19 protein-coding genes are annotated in these 16,808 nt (G+C 68.5%); 15 read left to right on the forward strand and 4 right to left on the reverse strand.

Going from position 1 to position 16,808, the window contains the following annotated elements; all coding sequences use genetic code 11:
* The first annotated feature begins 186 nt into the window (after positions 1-186).
* On the forward strand, positions 187-1,245 hold the full coding sequence (locus ACGFT1_RS08730) for an HNH endonuclease (RefSeq protein WP_373908323.1): 1,059 nt from the start codon (positions 187-189) through the stop codon (positions 1,243-1,245).
* Positions 1,246-1,425: 180 nt separating this feature from the next.
* On the opposite strand, the gene ACGFT1_RS08735 is transcribed toward ACGFT1_RS08730, so the two are convergent.
* On the reverse strand, positions 1,426-2,052 hold the full coding sequence (locus ACGFT1_RS08735) for a hypothetical protein (protein ID WP_373908324.1): 627 nt from the start codon (positions 2,050-2,052) through the stop codon (positions 1,426-1,428).
* A gap of 483 nt (positions 2,053-2,535) precedes the next feature.
* Between ACGFT1_RS08735 and ACGFT1_RS08740 the strand changes: the two genes are divergently transcribed.
* Positions 2,536-3,762 (forward strand): hypothetical protein, encoded by a 1,227-nt coding sequence (locus ACGFT1_RS08740; RefSeq protein WP_373908325.1) that lies wholly within the window; start codon positions 2,536-2,538, stop codon positions 3,760-3,762.
* 149 nt (positions 3,763-3,911) lie between these two features.
* Here the strand turns inward: ACGFT1_RS08740 and ACGFT1_RS08745 are convergent, their stop codons facing one another.
* Positions 3,912-4,214, reverse strand: coding sequence for a hypothetical protein (locus ACGFT1_RS08745; RefSeq protein WP_373908326.1), 303 nt, complete (start codon positions 4,212-4,214; stop codon positions 3,912-3,914).
* 720 nt (positions 4,215-4,934) lie between these two features.
* Between ACGFT1_RS08745 and ACGFT1_RS08750 the strand changes: the two genes are divergently transcribed.
* Positions 4,935-5,396 carry a GntR family transcriptional regulator gene (locus ACGFT1_RS08750; RefSeq protein ID WP_373908327.1) on the forward strand — a complete coding sequence of 154 codons (462 nt, stop codon included), beginning with the start codon at positions 4,935-4,937 and terminating at the stop codon, positions 5,394-5,396.
* 1 nt (position 5,397) lies between these two features.
* Positions 5,398-5,964 (forward strand): HD domain-containing protein, encoded by a 567-nt coding sequence (locus ACGFT1_RS08755; protein WP_373908328.1) that lies wholly within the window; start codon positions 5,398-5,400, stop codon positions 5,962-5,964.
* Here ACGFT1_RS08755 and ACGFT1_RS08760 read toward each other — a convergent pair.
* Both ACGFT1_RS08760 and ACGFT1_RS08765 read right to left on the reverse strand, forming a co-directional pair.
* Positions 5,952-6,425, reverse strand: a complete 474-nt coding sequence (locus tag ACGFT1_RS08760) for an NUDIX domain-containing protein (RefSeq protein WP_373908329.1) — start codon at positions 6,423-6,425, stop codon at positions 5,952-5,954. The genes ACGFT1_RS08755 and ACGFT1_RS08760 overlap by 13 nt on opposite strands.
* Positions 6,426-6,428: 3 nt before the next feature.
* Positions 6,429-7,154: an XRE family transcriptional regulator gene (locus ACGFT1_RS08765; RefSeq protein ID WP_373908330.1), complete on the reverse strand. Its 726-nt coding sequence runs from the start codon at positions 7,152-7,154 to the stop codon at positions 6,429-6,431.
* Between the two features lie 759 nt (positions 7,155-7,913).
* Here ACGFT1_RS08765 and ACGFT1_RS08770 point away from each other — a divergent pair.
* The 11 genes from ACGFT1_RS08770 (at position 7,914) to ACGFT1_RS08820 (ending at position 16,439) form a co-directional block, all read left to right on the forward strand.
* The gene (locus ACGFT1_RS08770) at positions 7,914-8,183 is read left to right on the forward strand and encodes a DUF6284 family protein (RefSeq protein ID WP_373908331.1); all 270 of its coding nucleotides are present in this window, start codon (positions 7,914-7,916) and stop codon (positions 8,181-8,183) included.
* Positions 8,180-9,037, forward strand: coding sequence for a protein spdB (locus tag ACGFT1_RS08775; protein ID WP_373908332.1), 858 nt, complete (start codon positions 8,180-8,182; stop codon positions 9,035-9,037). The genes ACGFT1_RS08770 and ACGFT1_RS08775 overlap by 4 nt, the downstream gene beginning before the upstream one ends.
* Positions 9,034-9,651 carry a GGDEF domain-containing protein gene (locus tag ACGFT1_RS08780; protein WP_373908333.1) on the forward strand — a complete coding sequence of 206 codons (618 nt, stop codon included), beginning with the start codon at positions 9,034-9,036 and terminating at the stop codon, positions 9,649-9,651. The genes ACGFT1_RS08775 and ACGFT1_RS08780 overlap by 4 nt, the downstream gene beginning before the upstream one ends.
* Positions 9,648-9,992 carry an RRQRL motif-containing zinc-binding protein gene (locus ACGFT1_RS08785; protein WP_373908334.1) on the forward strand — a complete coding sequence of 115 codons (345 nt, stop codon included), beginning with the start codon at positions 9,648-9,650 and terminating at the stop codon, positions 9,990-9,992. The genes ACGFT1_RS08780 and ACGFT1_RS08785 overlap by 4 nt, the downstream gene beginning before the upstream one ends.
* Positions 9,993-10,037: 45 nt before the next feature.
* Positions 10,038-10,535: a hypothetical protein gene (locus ACGFT1_RS08790; protein ID WP_373908335.1), complete on the forward strand. Its 498-nt coding sequence runs from the start codon at positions 10,038-10,040 to the stop codon at positions 10,533-10,535.
* 19 nt (positions 10,536-10,554) lie between these two features.
* Positions 10,555-11,109: a plasmid transfer protein TraA gene (gene traA / locus ACGFT1_RS08795; protein ID WP_373908336.1), complete on the forward strand. Its 555-nt coding sequence runs from the start codon at positions 10,555-10,557 to the stop codon at positions 11,107-11,109.
* Positions 11,110-11,126: 17 nt separating this feature from the next.
* A complete protein-coding gene (gene traB / locus ACGFT1_RS08800) occupies positions 11,127-13,202 on the forward strand; it encodes a plasmid transfer protein TraB (protein ID WP_373908337.1) in 2,076 nt (691 codons plus the stop codon).
* Between the two features lie 169 nt (positions 13,203-13,371).
* Entirely contained in the window at positions 13,372-13,680 is a 309-nt protein-coding gene (locus ACGFT1_RS08805) for a hypothetical protein (protein ID WP_373908338.1), read from the forward strand.
* Between the two features lie 13 nt (positions 13,681-13,693).
* Positions 13,694-13,987: a hypothetical protein gene (locus ACGFT1_RS08810; RefSeq protein ID WP_373908339.1), complete on the forward strand. Its 294-nt coding sequence runs from the start codon at positions 13,694-13,696 to the stop codon at positions 13,985-13,987.
* Between the two features lie 86 nt (positions 13,988-14,073).
* Positions 14,074-14,958, forward strand: coding sequence for a bifunctional DNA primase/polymerase (locus ACGFT1_RS08815; RefSeq protein WP_373908340.1), 885 nt, complete (start codon positions 14,074-14,076; stop codon positions 14,956-14,958).
* A gap of 2 nt (positions 14,959-14,960) precedes the next feature.
* Positions 14,961-16,439, forward strand: a complete 1,479-nt coding sequence (locus ACGFT1_RS08820; RefSeq protein ID WP_373908341.1) for an ATP-binding protein — start codon at positions 14,961-14,963, stop codon at positions 16,437-16,439.
* Positions 16,440-16,808: the final 369 nt, after the last annotated feature.

A 16,808-nucleotide genomic window follows, 5' to 3' on the forward strand; every position in this document is an offset into this window, starting at 1 on the left:
TCCCCGGCCTTGAATGGCTCGGGGATCGCATCCGCCAGACGAGTGGAGGCCCAAGTGCTCGGCTGCGCGTCACGCCCCCGGGAGCTGCCAGCCGTGACACCAGCCAGATCTCAACACTCCCCCGTTTCAGGCACGGTTGTACAGTCACCGATGCCCGCTGCCAGTGCCTGGCCGTAGCCTTCAGCCATGCGCATAGGTGCGATCACACGGGACGCCGTACTCAAAGTCATCGCCGAGTACGACCAGATGGGCCGGACGGAGTTCCTCGCGAAGTACGGCTTCAAGGCGTCACTCTCATACGTCCTCGTACACGAGGGCAGATGGTACGACTCCAAGGCGATCGCCGGCGTGGCTCACAAGTGGGATCACGGCCGGGCACTGCTGCCCGCGGAGTTCAGCGGCGGCAGGGACCATGCAGCGGCCTGGCTCAAGCGCGCCGGGTTCAAGGTCAAAACCGTCAAAAACCCTGACTGGGCGCGTGACGAGATCATCCTGGCCTGTCATCTCGTGATGGCGAACGGCTGGAAGGGGCTCGATGCGAACGACCAGCGCGTCATCGAGTTGTCTGGCCTCCTGCAACTGATGCCGATCCACGCCGAGGCCGACCGCAACGAGAAGTTTCGCAACCCCAACGGGGTTGCCCGGAAGACGTTCGACATCGCCACGCGGCACCCGGACTACCAAGGCAAGCCCACCAACGGCGGAGCCCTTGATGTTGCAGTGCTGAACGACTTCCTTGCCATGCCAGCCGAGATGACCGAGGTGGCTCAGCTCATCCGGCAGGGCATCGCTGCGGGCGATCTCCAGGGTCTTCCTCTAGATGAGGAAGAAGAGCTGGACGACTACAGCGCGCCTGAAGGGCGGCTGCTGATGCGCCGCCACAGGAGCCGCGAGCGGAACAAGGCCCTACGCAAGAAGAAGATCACCGCAGTCCTTCGGCAGGGTGGAAGGCTCGCTTGCGAGGCATGCGGATTCGACTTCGAACAGGTCTACGGCGACCGCGGAGACGGCTACATCGAGTGCCACCACGTAGTCCCGCTGCATGAGGCCGGCAAAGGCCGGACCAAACTCAGCGACCTCGCACTCATCTGCGCGAACTGCCACCGAATGATCCACCGCCGGGCGCCCTGGCCAACACCTAAGGACCTTCGCACGCTCATCGAGACCCGCCGGACCGCCCAGCACCGCATCCCTTCACAACAACGCAGCGCAACAGCTTGCGAGGAGCCCAGCACTCTCGCGTAGAGCACTTCCGGTGACCTTCGCCTTACAAGTTCGTTCGCTAGATAAGGTGGCATCTCGGAACGGGCGCTTGTGGCCGCCCGGCATTCCAGCTGAGGCCGTCGTTGTCTGCCCTGGTCCGACGCCTTTGATGTCAGCTGGTGATGTCAGCCGGACTCTCTACCGAGAGCGGCGAAGCCCAGGTCACTCAAGCGGCACGGGAGCGACGGGGAGCTGTTCCTTGTACAGCCACCGGAAGGTCCGGTCCGGTTCGAGGTGGGCTTCTCCCCAGTGAATGGCGTGGATGCCGTTCTCCGCGTCGGCCGTGAAGAAGACACAGATCAGCTTGGTAGAAGCTCCCAGCTCCTCGAACGCTTCGTGCAGCCCCAGGTACTCCTCCGTCACCAGCCCGTCATCGAGGTCGAACAGCCCCTCTGGCGGCTGGGGCCCGTGCGCCCGGAACAGTCGGCGCCGGGTGGGTGACGCGTTCGAAGGCAACCGGGCACGTTCAAGCGGCCTCGGCTTGTCTGCGTACCTGAAAGGGAAGAGCGCGTGATCGTTGATCACTGCGTACTCGTACCCGCGCACGTCGCGCACGGACTCCCCCAGCTCCCGCGCCGTCTGCGCCAGGTACTCGCGCACGAGTCCTGCGAGGGCGACCCCGTAGGGGCTCCGCTTCTTCAGCCCTACCGCAAGGTGGGCGGCATGAGCCTTCGCGTGCGCGTTGGCCAGTTGGACCGGCACGGCTGCCGCCAGTGCGCCGGCATGCCGCCCGAACCTCTCGATCGCCCAGGCCGACGGTGCTACCGGCTCGTCACTCGACACGGACATGCAGAGTCCCCCTCCGCCGTATCACGCCGCCTCTCAACTGTGTGACACGTAGACAAAGCGCACACAAGGGAGCGATCTGGCCACGCAACGGCCACAGGCGACTTTCCTCAGGTCAGCCACAACTGATCACCGGCGGCTGTGACCTGCGGCCGCCTAATCGATCAACGTCCTGACCTGCTGCCGAGCTGTCGACGTCGGTCACCATTCAGCGCCCTTCCACAGCCCGAGGGCGGCCCGGGAGGGCGCTCGTGCATGCGTGTTTCTGGGGTATGAGGTGGCACTGTGCTTGCTGTCACTCTTGATGGTTGAAGCTACTATCTTGCAACTGAGGCAGAGCACGGTTGAGCGCCTGCCTTGGAGGGCTGGGTGGGGACAAGGAGTGCTGTAATGGGGATTGAGCGGTGGGAGATTCAATATAAGGCTCACCCAGTGTGGTCTTTGGTGGCCGACCTCCGTAGCCTCCTCAAAAGCCATGAGGGACGCGTGACGCCCGAGGACCGCGACCATTACGACCGCCTAAATATGGGCCTGTCGTACATAGCCGAAATGGGCCAAGAGCCGGTGATGGTCGTAACCGGTCAGGCTCTCAGCGCTCTTCAGCAGAATCTCGTTAACGTCCAGCAGCACGTAAACGCGTGGGCTACGGGATCTGGATCGAATTACTTGGTCTCAGCTGCAGAGGGCTACCTAGATGCGGCATTCGATACAGTCCGAACTTGGCCGCCCTCGAAGGATAGATACACGCGCGGCCTCCGGGCCGCCGCCACGGATTTCGTCACAGACGCCCAAAATGCCATTGAAGGCATCAGAGGGCAAGTCGAGGGTCTGCAAAATAAGATCAACGAGCTGACCGCAACTACACAAGCGGATTTCTCAGAGCTGTTGACTGAGGCGCAGGGCAACATACAGGCCACTCAAGCTGAAGTGGAACAGTTGCGGTCAGAGGTTTCCTCTGTGACTGCAACAGTTACCGCACAGAGTCAGCGTCTCGACCAAGCCATCAACTCTTACCAAACGAGTTATTCGGAGGCTGAGGCATCGCGGAGCGAATCTCATCAAAGAGCCCTTGAGAAATTGGCCGAAGATACGCTCAGCGCTACAGAGAAGGTTCGAGCCCAGTCCGACGAAGCCCTAAATGCACAGAAAGAAGCAGGTCAACGGATCGTAGACGAGGTGGCTGCACTTCGTGATCAAGCGGTTGAACTTGTGAATGCAGTTGGTCTGGCTAGTACTGCAACCGAATACGGGCGATACGCCGAACAGGAGCGAAAGTCTGCGAATAGTTGGCGCTTTGGTGCGGTAAGCGTGTTCGCGTGCAGCTTTCTTATCTTTCTCGTCACCCTCTTGGTTAGCAACGTTGATGAAAAGACTCCTTGGCAGTTCATGGCTGTCCGATTTGGCGGCTCGCTTGCCCTGCTCGCGGGTGGCGTCTATATGGCTAAGGAATCATCTCAACATCGCCAAGAAGAGCGCCGCGCCAAATCTGTTCAGCTGGACTTGGCTGCCCTCGATCCGTTTATCGTGAACTTGCCGCCGGAACAACGTGAGTCTATTAAGGCGGCCGCTGCTTCCCGTCTCTTCGTGGAGCGGGGTGCGAGTGACGGCACATCAGTGAGCGAGCAACAGAGTGGCGCAACTACTCTGCCGGATGGTGTAACACCGGAGGCTCTTAAATTGCTGCAATCACTCGCGGAAACCTTCAAGAAGTAGCCCACCCCAGAAGAACAAGTTCTGAACTCGCACGCCTGCGATCTGCGGCTCCGTCACCGGTCAGCTCTCTGACCAGCGGCGGAGCCGTCGACGTTTGTCGTCGTTGGTCATCGCCGTGCGCCGCTGGACGGCCCAGGGACGGCCCGAACTCACACCGAGGTTGCCGCTTGTGCGACCCGGAGGAGACGTCGCTGGACCCGCGCTGCGGCACGGCGGGCCTTCTCGCCCGCCCCGAACAGAGCGACTGCCATGCCCAAGTACACGGCAGCCATCGCGCCGTCGCCCTCGACGATCTCCATCAGTAGGGCAACGCACGAGACCAGCCCAGACGAGTACAGCAGGCCGACGCTCGTATACCACATTCGGGACGCGATTTTGTCGTAACGGAACAATCTCTCTCGCTCAATCGCTGAAAGATGCCTTGCGAGGCTCGTCCGCGTACCGTCGTTCATGAGGGCTCCAATGGATCTTCAGAGGGGCCGGACTAGCCCAGGGAGCTGAACTGCTGGCGTGGGACAGTTCCCTGGGCTCTTGACTGTGCTGGGGCGGCATGAGGCATTGGCCGGTGCCGCTCCTGATTGCCCCGCAAGTCTCCCTGGCAACAGAGCTTGCCTAATAGGTCGTTCACCCAATCGGGTGGCATATCCATGGCGGCCCTTCCCTTCGGGTTCGCCTTCGCCGATACTCTCGCCCGGCTCATACGTGCAGATCCTCACGCGGTCGGTGGAGCGGCTTTGGGCTGGAGCTGCTTTGGCGTGAGTGATCACGGCCCCGTAAGCTTCCGGCGCGTCGGGCAGTCTGTGGACCGGCCCGGTAAAGCACGACGTTGAGGCATGATCTGCGAGGCTCGCGCCAAAGTGGCTGCCTAAAGCCGTGGAGCCGACCGCCCCAGCCATGACGTGTTCTGACCTCATGCCGCCGGCCAACCCTTACAAGAGCGCGCGTCGGCGCAGCGCGGGCGAAGCGGGCCCGAGGCAGGAGCGGCGCCCGCAGCGGAGCCGGGAGCGCGCCCGGCGGAGCGGAGCGCAGCCGGGGCTTGATGAGGTAGAGAAGTTCTCCCCGAGGCAGAAGGCTCGCACGCGATACGACAGCAGTACGTTCTGGCCTCTCTGTGGCAGCCGCGAGTCATGGGAGTCTTGGAGGGATGACGGGCGAGCGGAGAGGGAGAGCAGGTGTCGCAGCAGGCCAACCCTCGGGGAACCTTCCTGAAGATCGCTGATGCGCTGAAGACGCGGATCGAAGAGGACCCGGACATGACGGTGCTGCCGTCACTGACCGAGGTTGTGCGCGATTACAAGGTCTCGCGGGGCGTCGCTGTCCGCGCATTTGGGGTACTGAAGCAGGGCGGTCTCGCCGAACCGGCGCCGGGCGAGCGGTGGCACGTCGTGCGCTCGGGCGCGCGAGTCGATCGGCGTCCGTTGCATCAGCGGATCGCGGACGTCATCACGGCTGACGGGCTCGAAGTGGGGGAAGCCTTCCCGAGTGCTTCGGCGCTTGCCGAGCGATTCGGTGTCTCACGTCCCACGGTGACGAAGGCGCTGGAGAAACTGGAAGCCGCCGGCGTGCTGGCGGGGGGCGGACAGGGCAGGGTGCGGACGGTCCGGGCCGTGCCGACGCGAGAGGAGCGTTCGTAGCTTGCCGAAGTTGACGGAGTGGGCCTATCCCCTGGCTGAGTCCCTGCTCGCCGAGCCGCTGCCGCGACGGTGGAAGCACTGCCTGGGAGTCGCCAACAGGGCGCGCACAATCGCACTCGTCCTTGACCAGGACGCGGAGCTGCTGGAGGCCGCGGCGGTCCTGCACGACATTGGGTACGCGCCGGACCTCGCCAAGACGGGCTTTCACCCGCTGGACGGTGCGCGCTACCTCCGCGACGTTGCCGGCGCCGACGAGCGAGTCATCAACCTGGTCGCTCACCACTCCTGCGCCTGGATGGAGGCGGAAGCGCGCGGCATGCGCGAGGAGCTGGACGGCGAGTTCCCACGGGAGCACGAGCACCTCAATGACGCGCTCTGCTACTGCGACATGAACACCACGCCGGACGGCACCCCCACGAACCCGGTTGATCGGATCAACGAGATTGCCGGCCGGTACGGTCCGGACAGCCTCATCGGCACGTTCATCCGCCGAGCCGAACCCGAAATCCTGGCGTGCACGTCCCGGGTGCTCGAACGCGTCGGTGCCGCCAAGCGTCAGCCAATGTAGGGCGCCGTGCGGGCCTTGTCCTGGGCGTGCTCGATGCGCAGCCGCATCGTGGGGTGCACGTCCAGCTCCGTCAGGTCCGCCGGGGCGACCCAGCGGACCTGAGTCGTCTCGTTACTCGTACGGAGTTCACCGCCGACCGGCCGCGCACGGAAGCAGATGCTGAACTGCTGGCGCACCTCGCCGTCGTCGTACTGCATCACGTGTCCGGGATCCGTGTAGAGCCCGGACACGTCGACCACTTCGACCTTGATCCCGGTCTCTTCCCAGACCTCACGGACGACGGTGTCGCTGATGGACTCGCCCACGTCGTGGCCACCGCCCGGCAGTGCCCAGCGCCCGTTGTCGGATCGCTGGATCATCAGCACCTGGCCGGCATCGTTCTGGACGAAGGCGACAACGGACGGCACCACCGAGTTGGCCGGCGGGGCGTCGGGGTCGTGCAGGTAGTCGATGCGTCCCATGGTTCAGGCTCCCGTGATGCTGGCTATGTCCTGGGCGGTGATCGGACGGGCGTTCTCCCACGTGTGGTCGATGCTATTCGCGTACGTGTCGAAGAGTCCCCCGCCCGGTAGGCGACGCAGGTGCAGGACGGGCGCCAGATAGGCGCCGATGCCGTAGACGTGAGGATTCACCAGCATCTCGTCGTCGGCGCGGTAGATGGAGTTGTAGAGCGTCGAGTCGTGCAGCCGGAAACCGATGTCCGGGTGGCTGCGCATGAGCGGGCGGTACAGCAACAGGGCGTTGCGGATCTTGCCGTCCATGATCTGGTGACCCTCGTCGATGCCGCGCTGCCGGACGGCTGCGCAGTCGGGGTCTCCGAGCAGGATGCGCACCTGGGCGCCGGCCTCCACCTTGGCCTTCACCAGGTCGTGGAACAAGGGATCCTCGGAGAGGAACAAGCCGGAGTACACGAGTACGTCCAAGTTCCGCTCGGCGCGACCGTAGAGCTCTCGCCACAGCCCCGCCGGCACGGTGTGCCGGTGCGGGTAGACGGTTGCTATCTCGGCCTTGGTCAGATCCGTCGCGCTGTCGATGGTCCTGCCGTCTTCCCACAGCGTCGTGACGTCGACCTTGAGTACCGCCGCTGTCGCGTACTGGTGACGTCGGTACGGCACCTTGCCCTGAGTGATCCAGCGTTCGACCGTCTTCGGGCTGACCGCGATCGCTTCAGCGAGGCTCTGCACGGTCATACCGCGGGCGAGAAGGGCCGACCGTAACCGCTCGTTCGACATCTGCACCCCCGTCGGGACGTCTAGGGACTTCTCGACCGTAGCCAGAAGTCCCACGGCTGTCTACGCAGGGGGTAATCAACTCTCGTGACGTGCAGCGATGCTGAGTGTGCGTCGGGAAGTTCCGGCGCGACACCAGGAGGATCCGCCAAGCTACTTGACGACCCCTCATGCAGTACCTGTAAAACAGGTACTGCACAGTCGAACGCAAACAACTCGACTGGTTGGCGGCTTCATGCCGCATGCGCAGAAGGCGGGGACGCTGCAATCCCGCTGAAGGCCAGACAGAACAGGGTTTCGACCCGTACTGGCGAGGTGGCCCGGCGACCGCGAGCAACGGCCGGAGAGTGGGGACGCGATCCCCCTTGCAGTGCTTCATCCCTAGTCATCAGAGCAGTTGGGGGTTGTCGTGTCTCGACATAGCCAGGCGCCGCCGTGTGGGACCGACAGGCGCGGCAATGCCACCTGAGTCTTTCCGACCCTCCCGTGTACGGGGCGCCCTGGTCTGCCGGGTGCTGCCAGTCGTGCGCGGGGTCATGCCGCAACGTCGTCGGCGCTGCGGCCGGTTGCCTCCCCCGCCCGTCCGAACCCGCTACGCGGTGTCCGTACGGGCGGGGCGTGGGGAGCCGGACCTTCCGACTTCAACGGCGTGCGCCCCCGGTGCTGGAACACCGGGGGCGCTGTTCGGGCCGTTCCACCTGCGAGGGAGACCACGACCCAATGAGCCACATCGTCACACTTCAGGGCGCTGTTACCGCGTTCGCCGACTTCATGGAGCCCACCAGCGCGGAGCTGGACGCGATCGAGCAGGAGATGCCGCTGATCCTCGCGGACGTCGACCTGCTTGACGCGCAGATCATCACCCTCGACCGCACGCCGTCCGAGCTGGACGAGCGCCGGCTGCGCCGGGCCCGCCGCCGGGTGCTGGCCGAGCGGGCGGCGCTGGCAAACCGCACGGCCGCGACGAGCCTTCCGGGCGGTGCGGCATGAAGGCCAGGACCGTTCTACCGGCCGCCGTGATGACGGCGGTGTCCATGGTGCTCACCCTTGCGGTGGTCGTGATGTGGCTGGGCGGGGCGGTGCCGTGGCCGGTCGCTCTGGTCGTCGGTCTCGGGATCGACGGCGGATGGCTGGCCACCCTCGCCTACGAGCGCCGCCTCGCCGCCCAGGGTGACCACAGCACACCGGTGACCGTTGTCGGCTGGTCCTTTGGCCTGCTCGCCACCGGTGTGCTGGTCGCCCACGCGCTCACCACCGACGGCTCTACCGCCGCGTGGCTGGCCGTGGCGTGGCTGCCTCTCGCCGCGAAGGCTCTGTGGCTGGTCCATGGGCTGTGGGAGCGCACCGCTCTCACCCCCGGTGCGCTGGACGCCATCCGCGGCATTCAGCAGGAAGCGCGGGATGAGGCGGCCGTGGCTCGTGCCCGGCTGCGTGCCGAGGCGGCCACCGAAGAGACGCGGCTCGTGGCCGTGACGGGGGCCGGGGCCCGCGTCGCACGCGTCCAGGCCAAGACCTCCGCGACCCTCGCCGGCGCCTGGTCGACGCTGGAAGCGGCACGGCGGGGCGAGGACACCGGCAGGGCGCTGACCAGCGTGACGACCCCCGTCACGCCCGACGTCACGGCCCGCTGGGAACTGCCCGTGTGGGGCCCCAGCGAGCCCGTGCCGGCGCTGGAGCCGGCGCCCGCCCTCACCGATGACGCGCTGGATGTTCTGGTGCACGACATCCGGCACAGCCAGACCCCGCCCCTGTCCTACCGCGAGACGGCTGCCCGCTTCCGCGCCGCCGGCCACTCCGCTTCGGAGGTCCGGTTGCGGGCTGCGTGGAAGCGGGTGGTCGCGTGAGTACCCTCGCCGCGCTCTTACCGGCCGTGCCGTCCGTCATCGGGTGGGCGGTACATGCCCGTTGGCTGCACGGACGGCTGACCACCGCCCGACGTGATCCGCTCACCGGGTTGTGGACGCGGGATGCGTTCACCAGGCGGGCCCGCCGCCTGCTGCGCGACCCGCGCGCCGTGGTCGTGCTGGCGGACGTCGACCACTTCAAGCAGATCAACGACACCCACGGTCACGCGGCCGGTGACGTTCTGCTCACTACGGTCGCCGCCCGCCTCGCCCACGGCGCCACCCCCGGCGGAGTGACCGGGCGGCTCGGTGGGGATGAGTTCGCCGCCGTCGTGGTCGACCGCGACGGCACCATGGCCGACCGGTTGCACACCCTCACCCGCGTCCTGGCCCGGCCGGTCGACGCCGCCCCCGAGGTGCACACCACAGTGTCCCTGGGTTGGGTACGGGCCGTCGATCACCCGGGCGAGGACCTGTCCGCGCTGCTGCGCCGCGCCGATGAGGCCATGTACGCGGCGAAGCGGTCCGGCCGGCCCGGTCCTCGCCGGGCCCGTCTCGGGCGGCTGCTCGGGTCGGTCGCCGGCCGCCGTCCCGGACGGCGCGGCGCGGCGTGAGCACGCTGCCCGTCTTCCGGTGGCGCCTGGCTCCGGACGGCTACGCCACCCGCCGCCAACTGCGTGCCCGCGGGCTGCGGCCTGGTGGTCAGGAGGTGGCCGCTCAGCTCGAAAGGCCCCGGCGGCGGGGCCGCCCGCCTCTGGTCGCCTACCTCTACCGCGTCGACCAGGCCCGGCCGGTGCGCCCGATGACCCCGGCGAAGTGGGCCGCGCTGGAGCGGGCGAACACCGCCCGCCGCACCTGTCCTGAGTGCCACCGGGACGCCGGATACGTCATCCCGGCCGCGCTCGGCATGTGCACCCCGTGCGCCTACCCGGACGACCAGGCCGCCGCGGCCTGAACAGCACAGCACACCCATCAACCACCTCCTACGAGGAGATTCGCTGTGTCCAGCCGTACCCGTGCCCGCGGCGTCAAGGCCGCGGGCGTCCACACCGTCCACATCCCCCGCCAGCGCGGGCGCCGCGCCGCTCAGCCGTTCGTCATCGTCGTCCCCGAGCGGCCTTCCCTCACCTGGGAGGCCGCCGGATGGGTGGGCCGCATGCTGTGGCGCCACCGCGGCGCCCTCGCCCCGACCGGCCTCGCCGTGTTCGCCCTGGCCGCGGCCGGTGTGCTGCACGTCGTGGCGCCGTGGGCCGGCCTGGTCCTCACCGTCCTCGCCGTCGGCCCGGCCGTGTGGGTGCCGCTCATGCAGCGCCGCCGCCCCGGAACCGGCACGGTCCTGGCCTGGCGCATCGGCCTGGCCCTGCTCGCGACGCTGGCGGGCGGCTGGCTCGCCGCCGCGGCCGGGTTCGGGCCGCTCACCGGCCCGCTCGGCTGGCTGTGGCTGCTGATCTGGAGCACCGCGCAGACCGTCTGGCTCATCGTCCGCCGCACCCACTGACCCGCGAAGGAGTCGACCGATGGCTTCCACCAACAGCAACAGCCGGGGCGGCAGCAACGCCAACGGAACGAAGTCCAACAAGTTCGCCAACGTCGGGGCCGCGGCCGGCGGCTTCGTCGGCGGACTGGGCAGCTCGTTCGCGCCCCCGGTGAACGTCACCATCAACCGGACCACCAACAACCACCGCGGCGGCACCGGCAGCGGGGGCCGTCCGCACGCCGAAACCCTGCTGCCGGCACCGGAGTTCACCTCCCCGGCCCAGGTGCGGCAGTACTGCAACGCCCTGCGAGCCGCCGCGGTGACCTTGTCCATCGAGGTGGCCATGGGCGCCGAAATCATGAAGGGCGTCCTGGCGGCCGTGCCGGACCCGGAGGGAAGGGCGTTCGGCTCGCGGATCCGGGCGCAGAAGGTCGCGCGCAAGATGCAGCGCAGCGCGGACGCGCTGCGGGACGCGGCGAAGAACGCCGCCGCCTGCTACGCGACCTTCCAGCAGGAATTCGAAGAGGAGATCAACCGCGTCCGTCACCGTGCCCGCCGGCCGCAGCAGCCGGTCATGAACTGGGCTCAGCAGTAGGGAAGGGGTGATCGTTCATGGCGCGCAACAGCCGTTCGGTGGCCTACGGCCACGACGGAGCCACCGCCTACCTCGCCGACCCGTACGCCACCAGGTCGGGCGGCAGCGTGGGTGTCTACCTGCTCAACCGGGTCATGCCGCACCTGCCGCCCTGGCTCGGCTGGGGCGGCACGGGGCTGGCCGGCGCGCTCGGTTCGCTGCGATGGGAGGCGTCCGCTCCGGCCGGGGTGGGCCTCACCCTGGCCTCCGTCGCCCTCACCGGAGCCACCTGGTGGGCGGGGAAGTCCACCACCCAGCAGCGCCGCCTGCACTCGGCCATCACCGTGGCGGCGGGATCGGCGTGGGTGACCGCGGCCTGCCTCGCCGGCCCCACCGCCGAACCGCTCTGTGACCTGTTCCTGATGGGCGGGCCGGTCGTGGCCCTGTCCTGGAACGTCCGCATGATCCTGCGCCGCAACGACACCGACCCGCAGGGAGGCGGCGGCGACAAGGGGCTGTTGGAGAAGGTCGGTCTGGCCCGTGCGCAGATCGGGCAGACGAAGGTGGAGCCGAACCGGGTCACCGCGCCGCTGGCGCTGGAGCCGGGCGAGCAGACCAACGACGACGTCTCCAAGGCACTGGCCCGGATCGCGTCCGCGCTGGACCTGCCCGTCTCCGCCGTCCGCTACCACCCCTCGCCGGACTCCAGCCGACGCGGGGAACTGGTCATCGTCCCCGAAGACATGCTCGCGCAGCCCGCGGAGTACGAGGGTCCGTCGAACCTCGGGGGTTCGATCGCGGAGCCCCTGGTCATCGGCCGGTACGACGACGGCTCCCCTCTCGTGATCTGGCTCCCTGGTGACCCGGAAGCCAAGCGGAACAGCACTCACGTCCTGATCGCGGGCGGCACCGGGTCCGGTAAGGGCGAGACCGCCCTGAACCTTCAGACGGAGATCCTGTCTCGTCGGGACGTGCTGCTCTGGGTGTCCGACCCGAAGGCCTTCCAGGACTTCGCGCCGCTGCGGCCCGGCATGGACTGGTCCGCCGAGGGCGGGGTGGAGACGGAAGTCATGGTGGAGGCGGTCAAGGCCGTCATCCCCGCGCGGACCCGCTGGCTCGGCGCTCACGGCTACCGGCAGTGGGTCCCTGCCGCGGCCGAGACCCAGAACAGCGTCGACCATTCCTGCCAGTCCGGCCGGTCATGTGGCTGCCCGGGTATGCCGTTTCTGGTGGCCTGGTTCGAGGAAGCGGCGAACACCCTGCGCAACCTCGGCGACGACGCGTTCACCGGGATCGCGCAGGAAGCCCGTTCCGCCGGCGTCTCCCTGATCGTGTCTTTGCAGCGTCCCTCGTACGACCAGATGTCCACCAGCACCCGGGCCTCTCTGCCGTCCGTGGTTGCGCTCGGCTGCGACCCCCGCGACGAAGGGTTTTCGCTGCCTGAGGCGGTCATCGACGCCGGCGCGCACCCCGGGGCGTGGGGCAACCGGCGCCCCGGTTATTGCTACGTCGTCTCCCCGGGCATCCCCGAGGACCGCTACCCCTCCCCGGGCCGCACCTTTGCCTTCCCCGCCCGCGCCGTCCCGCTCATGGAACAGCTCGCAGCGTGGGCACTGCGGGAAGGCGCGATCGCCGACCCGGTCACGGCCGACGCGGTCACCGCGGTCGCCGGCCGCGCCTACACCGGCCGCACCACCCCCGACCCCGCCCCGGCCGCGGGCAGCCCGCGGCTGACCGCCGTACAGGGAGACCACGACATGAACGACGGGCAGGGACACGGACTGCTGGTCGACCCCGAGGACGCCGGCATCGACCCCGAAGCCGAGTTGCCGGGCGACGAGGAAGGCGACGACGCGCCGATCTTCGGACGGGAGACCGGCCGCAAGCCGTCTCCAGACGAAGCCCGGGAACTGTTCGCGGTCGCCCTGGAGGAGTTCGAGCGGGCCGGGCAGATGGTCGTGGGCCCGAAGGACTTCATGGACTGGTGCGACCGGCACAACCTGTCCCGTCCGTGGGTGTCCGCACGTCTGAAGGAAGCCGCCATCGACGGACGACTGGAGCCCACGAACGCCACCGGTCGCTGGCGCATCGTCCCCACTCTGGCCGCCGCCTGACACCTGACACCGTCACGGGCCCCTGACACCCAAACCCCTAGGCAGACCCGCTGTCACGCGTACCTGACACCGCCGTGACACCCGTCTCGCACCCATCCCTGACACCCAACCGGCCGGTCCGCGCCACCCCGGCGCGGGCCGGCCGGCTCACTCGAAGGGAAGCCCCACCATGCCGCACCGCGACCCGCCGGGAACCATCGCCGCCCACATCCCCGCCGGCGCCTACCGTCGCGCCGAAGCCACCGGACAGCCGGTCGTCATCGTCGTCCACACCACCGACGCCACTGGCCGCCCGCTCAGCCACTTCCTGTACCCGCTCGCCGTCGCCGGCGCCGGCGCGATCGGCATCTTGGCCACCATCGCCGCGCTGCTGGCCCTGCTGGACTTCGCCGTCCACACCGCCGTGTCCATCGCCGCCGCGATCGGCCCGATCAGCGTCGGCGGCATCACCGTCAAGCTCTTCGGCTCCAAGCGCTGACAGGAGACCACCCATGATCCGACTCCGTATCCAGCTCACGCACTGGCCCCGCCGGGCCTTGATCCTCACCGACACCCCCCGCCCGAACTGCCAGCTGTGCCACGGGGAGGGCGGCGCCAACCGCGACTACGGCGACCCGGAGACCGGCGAGTACGCGGGCACCAACTGGGAGCCCTGCACCTGCTGGGACGAGACCCGCCACCGGGTCCTGCTGCCCATCCCGCGGCGGCCCCGGTGGCTGCGCCGCCGCGACACCGGCCGTGACCCGTGGACGCCCGGCGGTTACCGCGACAAACCGCCCTTCTAGCTACGCCGAGGGCGGCCCCCCATTCCGCCAAGAACCGGGGCCGCCCTCGTTCCACCTATCCAACTGAACAGTGGAGGTCTTCCAGCATGACGCAACCGACTCTGATCGGGCGAGGGCCCGGCGGCATGAGCACGCTGTCCGAAGCTCTACGGACCGCACTGACACTGGCCGCTGCCGGCGTGCCGGTGCTGCCCCTGCGGCGAGGCAAGGTGCCGTTCGGCAACTGCCCTGCCTGCAAGAACAGCATCTGCGGGGACCGGCCCAACATGAAGGTGCCGGGACCCTGCCACTGCCCGGCCCCGTGCCACGGTTGGGCCGCCGCCACCACCGATCCGGCCGTCCTCACCTCCCCGGCATGGACGGCCGCATGGCGGCGGGCCGTCGCCGTCGCCTACCACCCCGGCGGCGCCGGGGTGACCGTGGTGGACCTGGACGACGCGGACGCCATCGCATGGGCCCGTACCGCCCTGCCCGCCACCCGCACCGTGCCGACCACCCGCGGGCAGCACTGGATCTACCGAGGCGCCATGCCCTCCCGCAACGCCGTCCGCCCGGGTGTCGACATCAAGTCGTCCATGGCCTACGCCCGCCACCTCGGGCCCGGCACCGGCCACATGGCCGACCTGCCGGACGCCGTGCGCGCCCTGGCCGTCAAGGCGCCGTCCCCGGTCCGCCCGGCGCCGCACGTCGTCACCGTGCCCGCACGCGCCGGCGGGGTGTGCCCGCACCGCACGCCCGCCTACCTGGAACGCGGCATCGCCATGGCGGTGCAGCGCATCACCGAGGCCCGCAGCGCGGTGCACGTGACGGTGTACCGGACGTTCCTCGCGGTGCTGTCCACGCACGGCCGATGCGGCTGCCTCACCGACGCCCATGTCATCCGGCTGTTCACCGCCGCCCAGGACAAGGGTGAATCCGTCCGGCACTGCACCGAAGCGTGGGCCAACGCCCGCACCGCACTGGGGATGTGACCGTGTCCGAGGACGAGAAGACCCCGGCCCGCCAGATCATCACCGATTACGCACAGGCGCACTTCCGGTACTTCCGCACCATCGACGGCACCGTCTACGCGCAGAAGAACGGCCACCCCGTCGCCCGGCCCATCCGCTCCCAGGGCACGACCGGCAGCCACCGGCAGGAACTCATGGTCGGCCTCTTCAAGGACGGGATCGGCGTGTTCAACGGCACCGCGCTCAAGGAGGCGCTGGACTTGATCGAAGCACTCGCCCTGACCGAGGACGTGCAGCCCACCCACATCCGCGTCGCGCCCGGATTCGACGGCGCGACCTGGCTCGACCTGGGCCGCGACGACGGCAAGTCCGTCCGTATCCACCCCACCGGCTGGGACATCCTCACCCCTGACCCGCAGGAAGTCTGCTGGCGGCGCACCCAGCTCACCGGCGAACTCCCCCTGCCGGCCAAGGACACCGACGGCAAGGGCATCGACCTTCTGCTGCGCCTGTGTAACTTCGCCAGCGCCGAGACCGAGTGCCTGGCCCTGGCCTGGCTCATCGGCTGCCTGGAGCCGTCCGTGCCCGTCCCCGCCCCGTTCCTCACCGGCCCCCAGGGCGCGGGCAAGTCCACCGGCGGCCGAATGCTCGTGCGGGTCATCGAGGGCATGAGCGGTGACCTGCGCCGGGCCCCGAAGGACGAGGAGAACATGATCACGGCCGTCGCCGCCGGATGGGTCACCGCCCTGGACAACCTCTCCCACCTACCCCCGGACCTGTCCGACCTCATGTGCTGCATCGTGACCGGCGCCGAAAGCATCAAGCGCGCGCTTTTCACCGACGGTGATGTCGTGCGCTCGCGCTACCGGCGCCCCATGCTGCTGACCGGCATTGACGTTGGCGTCATCCGGCCCGACCTCGCCGAACGGCTCCTCCCACTCCGGCTCGTGCGGCCCCGCGTGCGGCGCACCGACGCAGAGCTGTGGGCGGAGTACGCGGAGATCCTGCCGGTCGTTCTCGGTTCCCTGCTGGACCTGACGGTGAAGGTGCGGGCCGCCCAGGCGGGCACCCCCACCGACCTGCGGATGGCCGACTTCGCCCACCTGTGCGCGCAGCTCGATGCGGCGACCGGCTTCGGCTCGCTGGCCGCCTACCGGGCCAGCCTGGATGACCTCAACGATGACGTGATCGAGGGTGACCTCCTCGCGCAGACGGTGTTGAAGCACGCCGCGGGGCTGGAGGCGGGCGCGGAAGTCCGCATGACGTCGTCGGAGTGGCTGCACTGCCTCACCGTCCTCTACAGCGGCGAGGAGTGCCGTCCCCTGCCCAAGGGCTGGCCCACCACCGGCAAGGTCCTCTCGGACCGGCTCAAGCGGCTGCAGCCGACCCTCGCCGCCCGCGGCGTCCTCATCGACTGGGGCCGTACCAGCGCCGCCCGCTACATCGAGATGACCCGCAGCGTCGCGACAACGCTCCCGCACGAGCAGGAAGCAGCGTTCTGACCCGCGCCACCCGGCGCCGCACCGGACAAGCAAGAGGAGCACCCAGCGCCCAGGGGTGCTCCTCTTGCTGTTCCGGCGGCTTGCCGCTGCTGCGCAAGACGCGCCGCGCAGCGGCTCCTTCTTCACGCCCTGAGCCGCGCACCCCCCTCTCTCTGTCCTAAGAGAAGAGATGCTGCGTCACCCACGTCACCACGGATCAGAAAACGGCCCCTGGCCTGCCGGGAGATCGGTGACGCAGACGGCCGACACCTGCGTCATCCCGCGCCACCCGCGTCACAGGTGACAGAGCCTCGCCCCGCCCGGTGACACGCACCGCGCGGCCCGCGTCACCGCAGAGCCGCAGGCCAGACCCACAAATGACGTGCGTGA

The organism is Streptomyces sp. Y20, from assembly GCF_043195475.1.
Classification (GTDB): Bacteria; Actinomycetota; Actinomycetes; order Streptomycetales; family Streptomycetaceae; genus Streptomyces.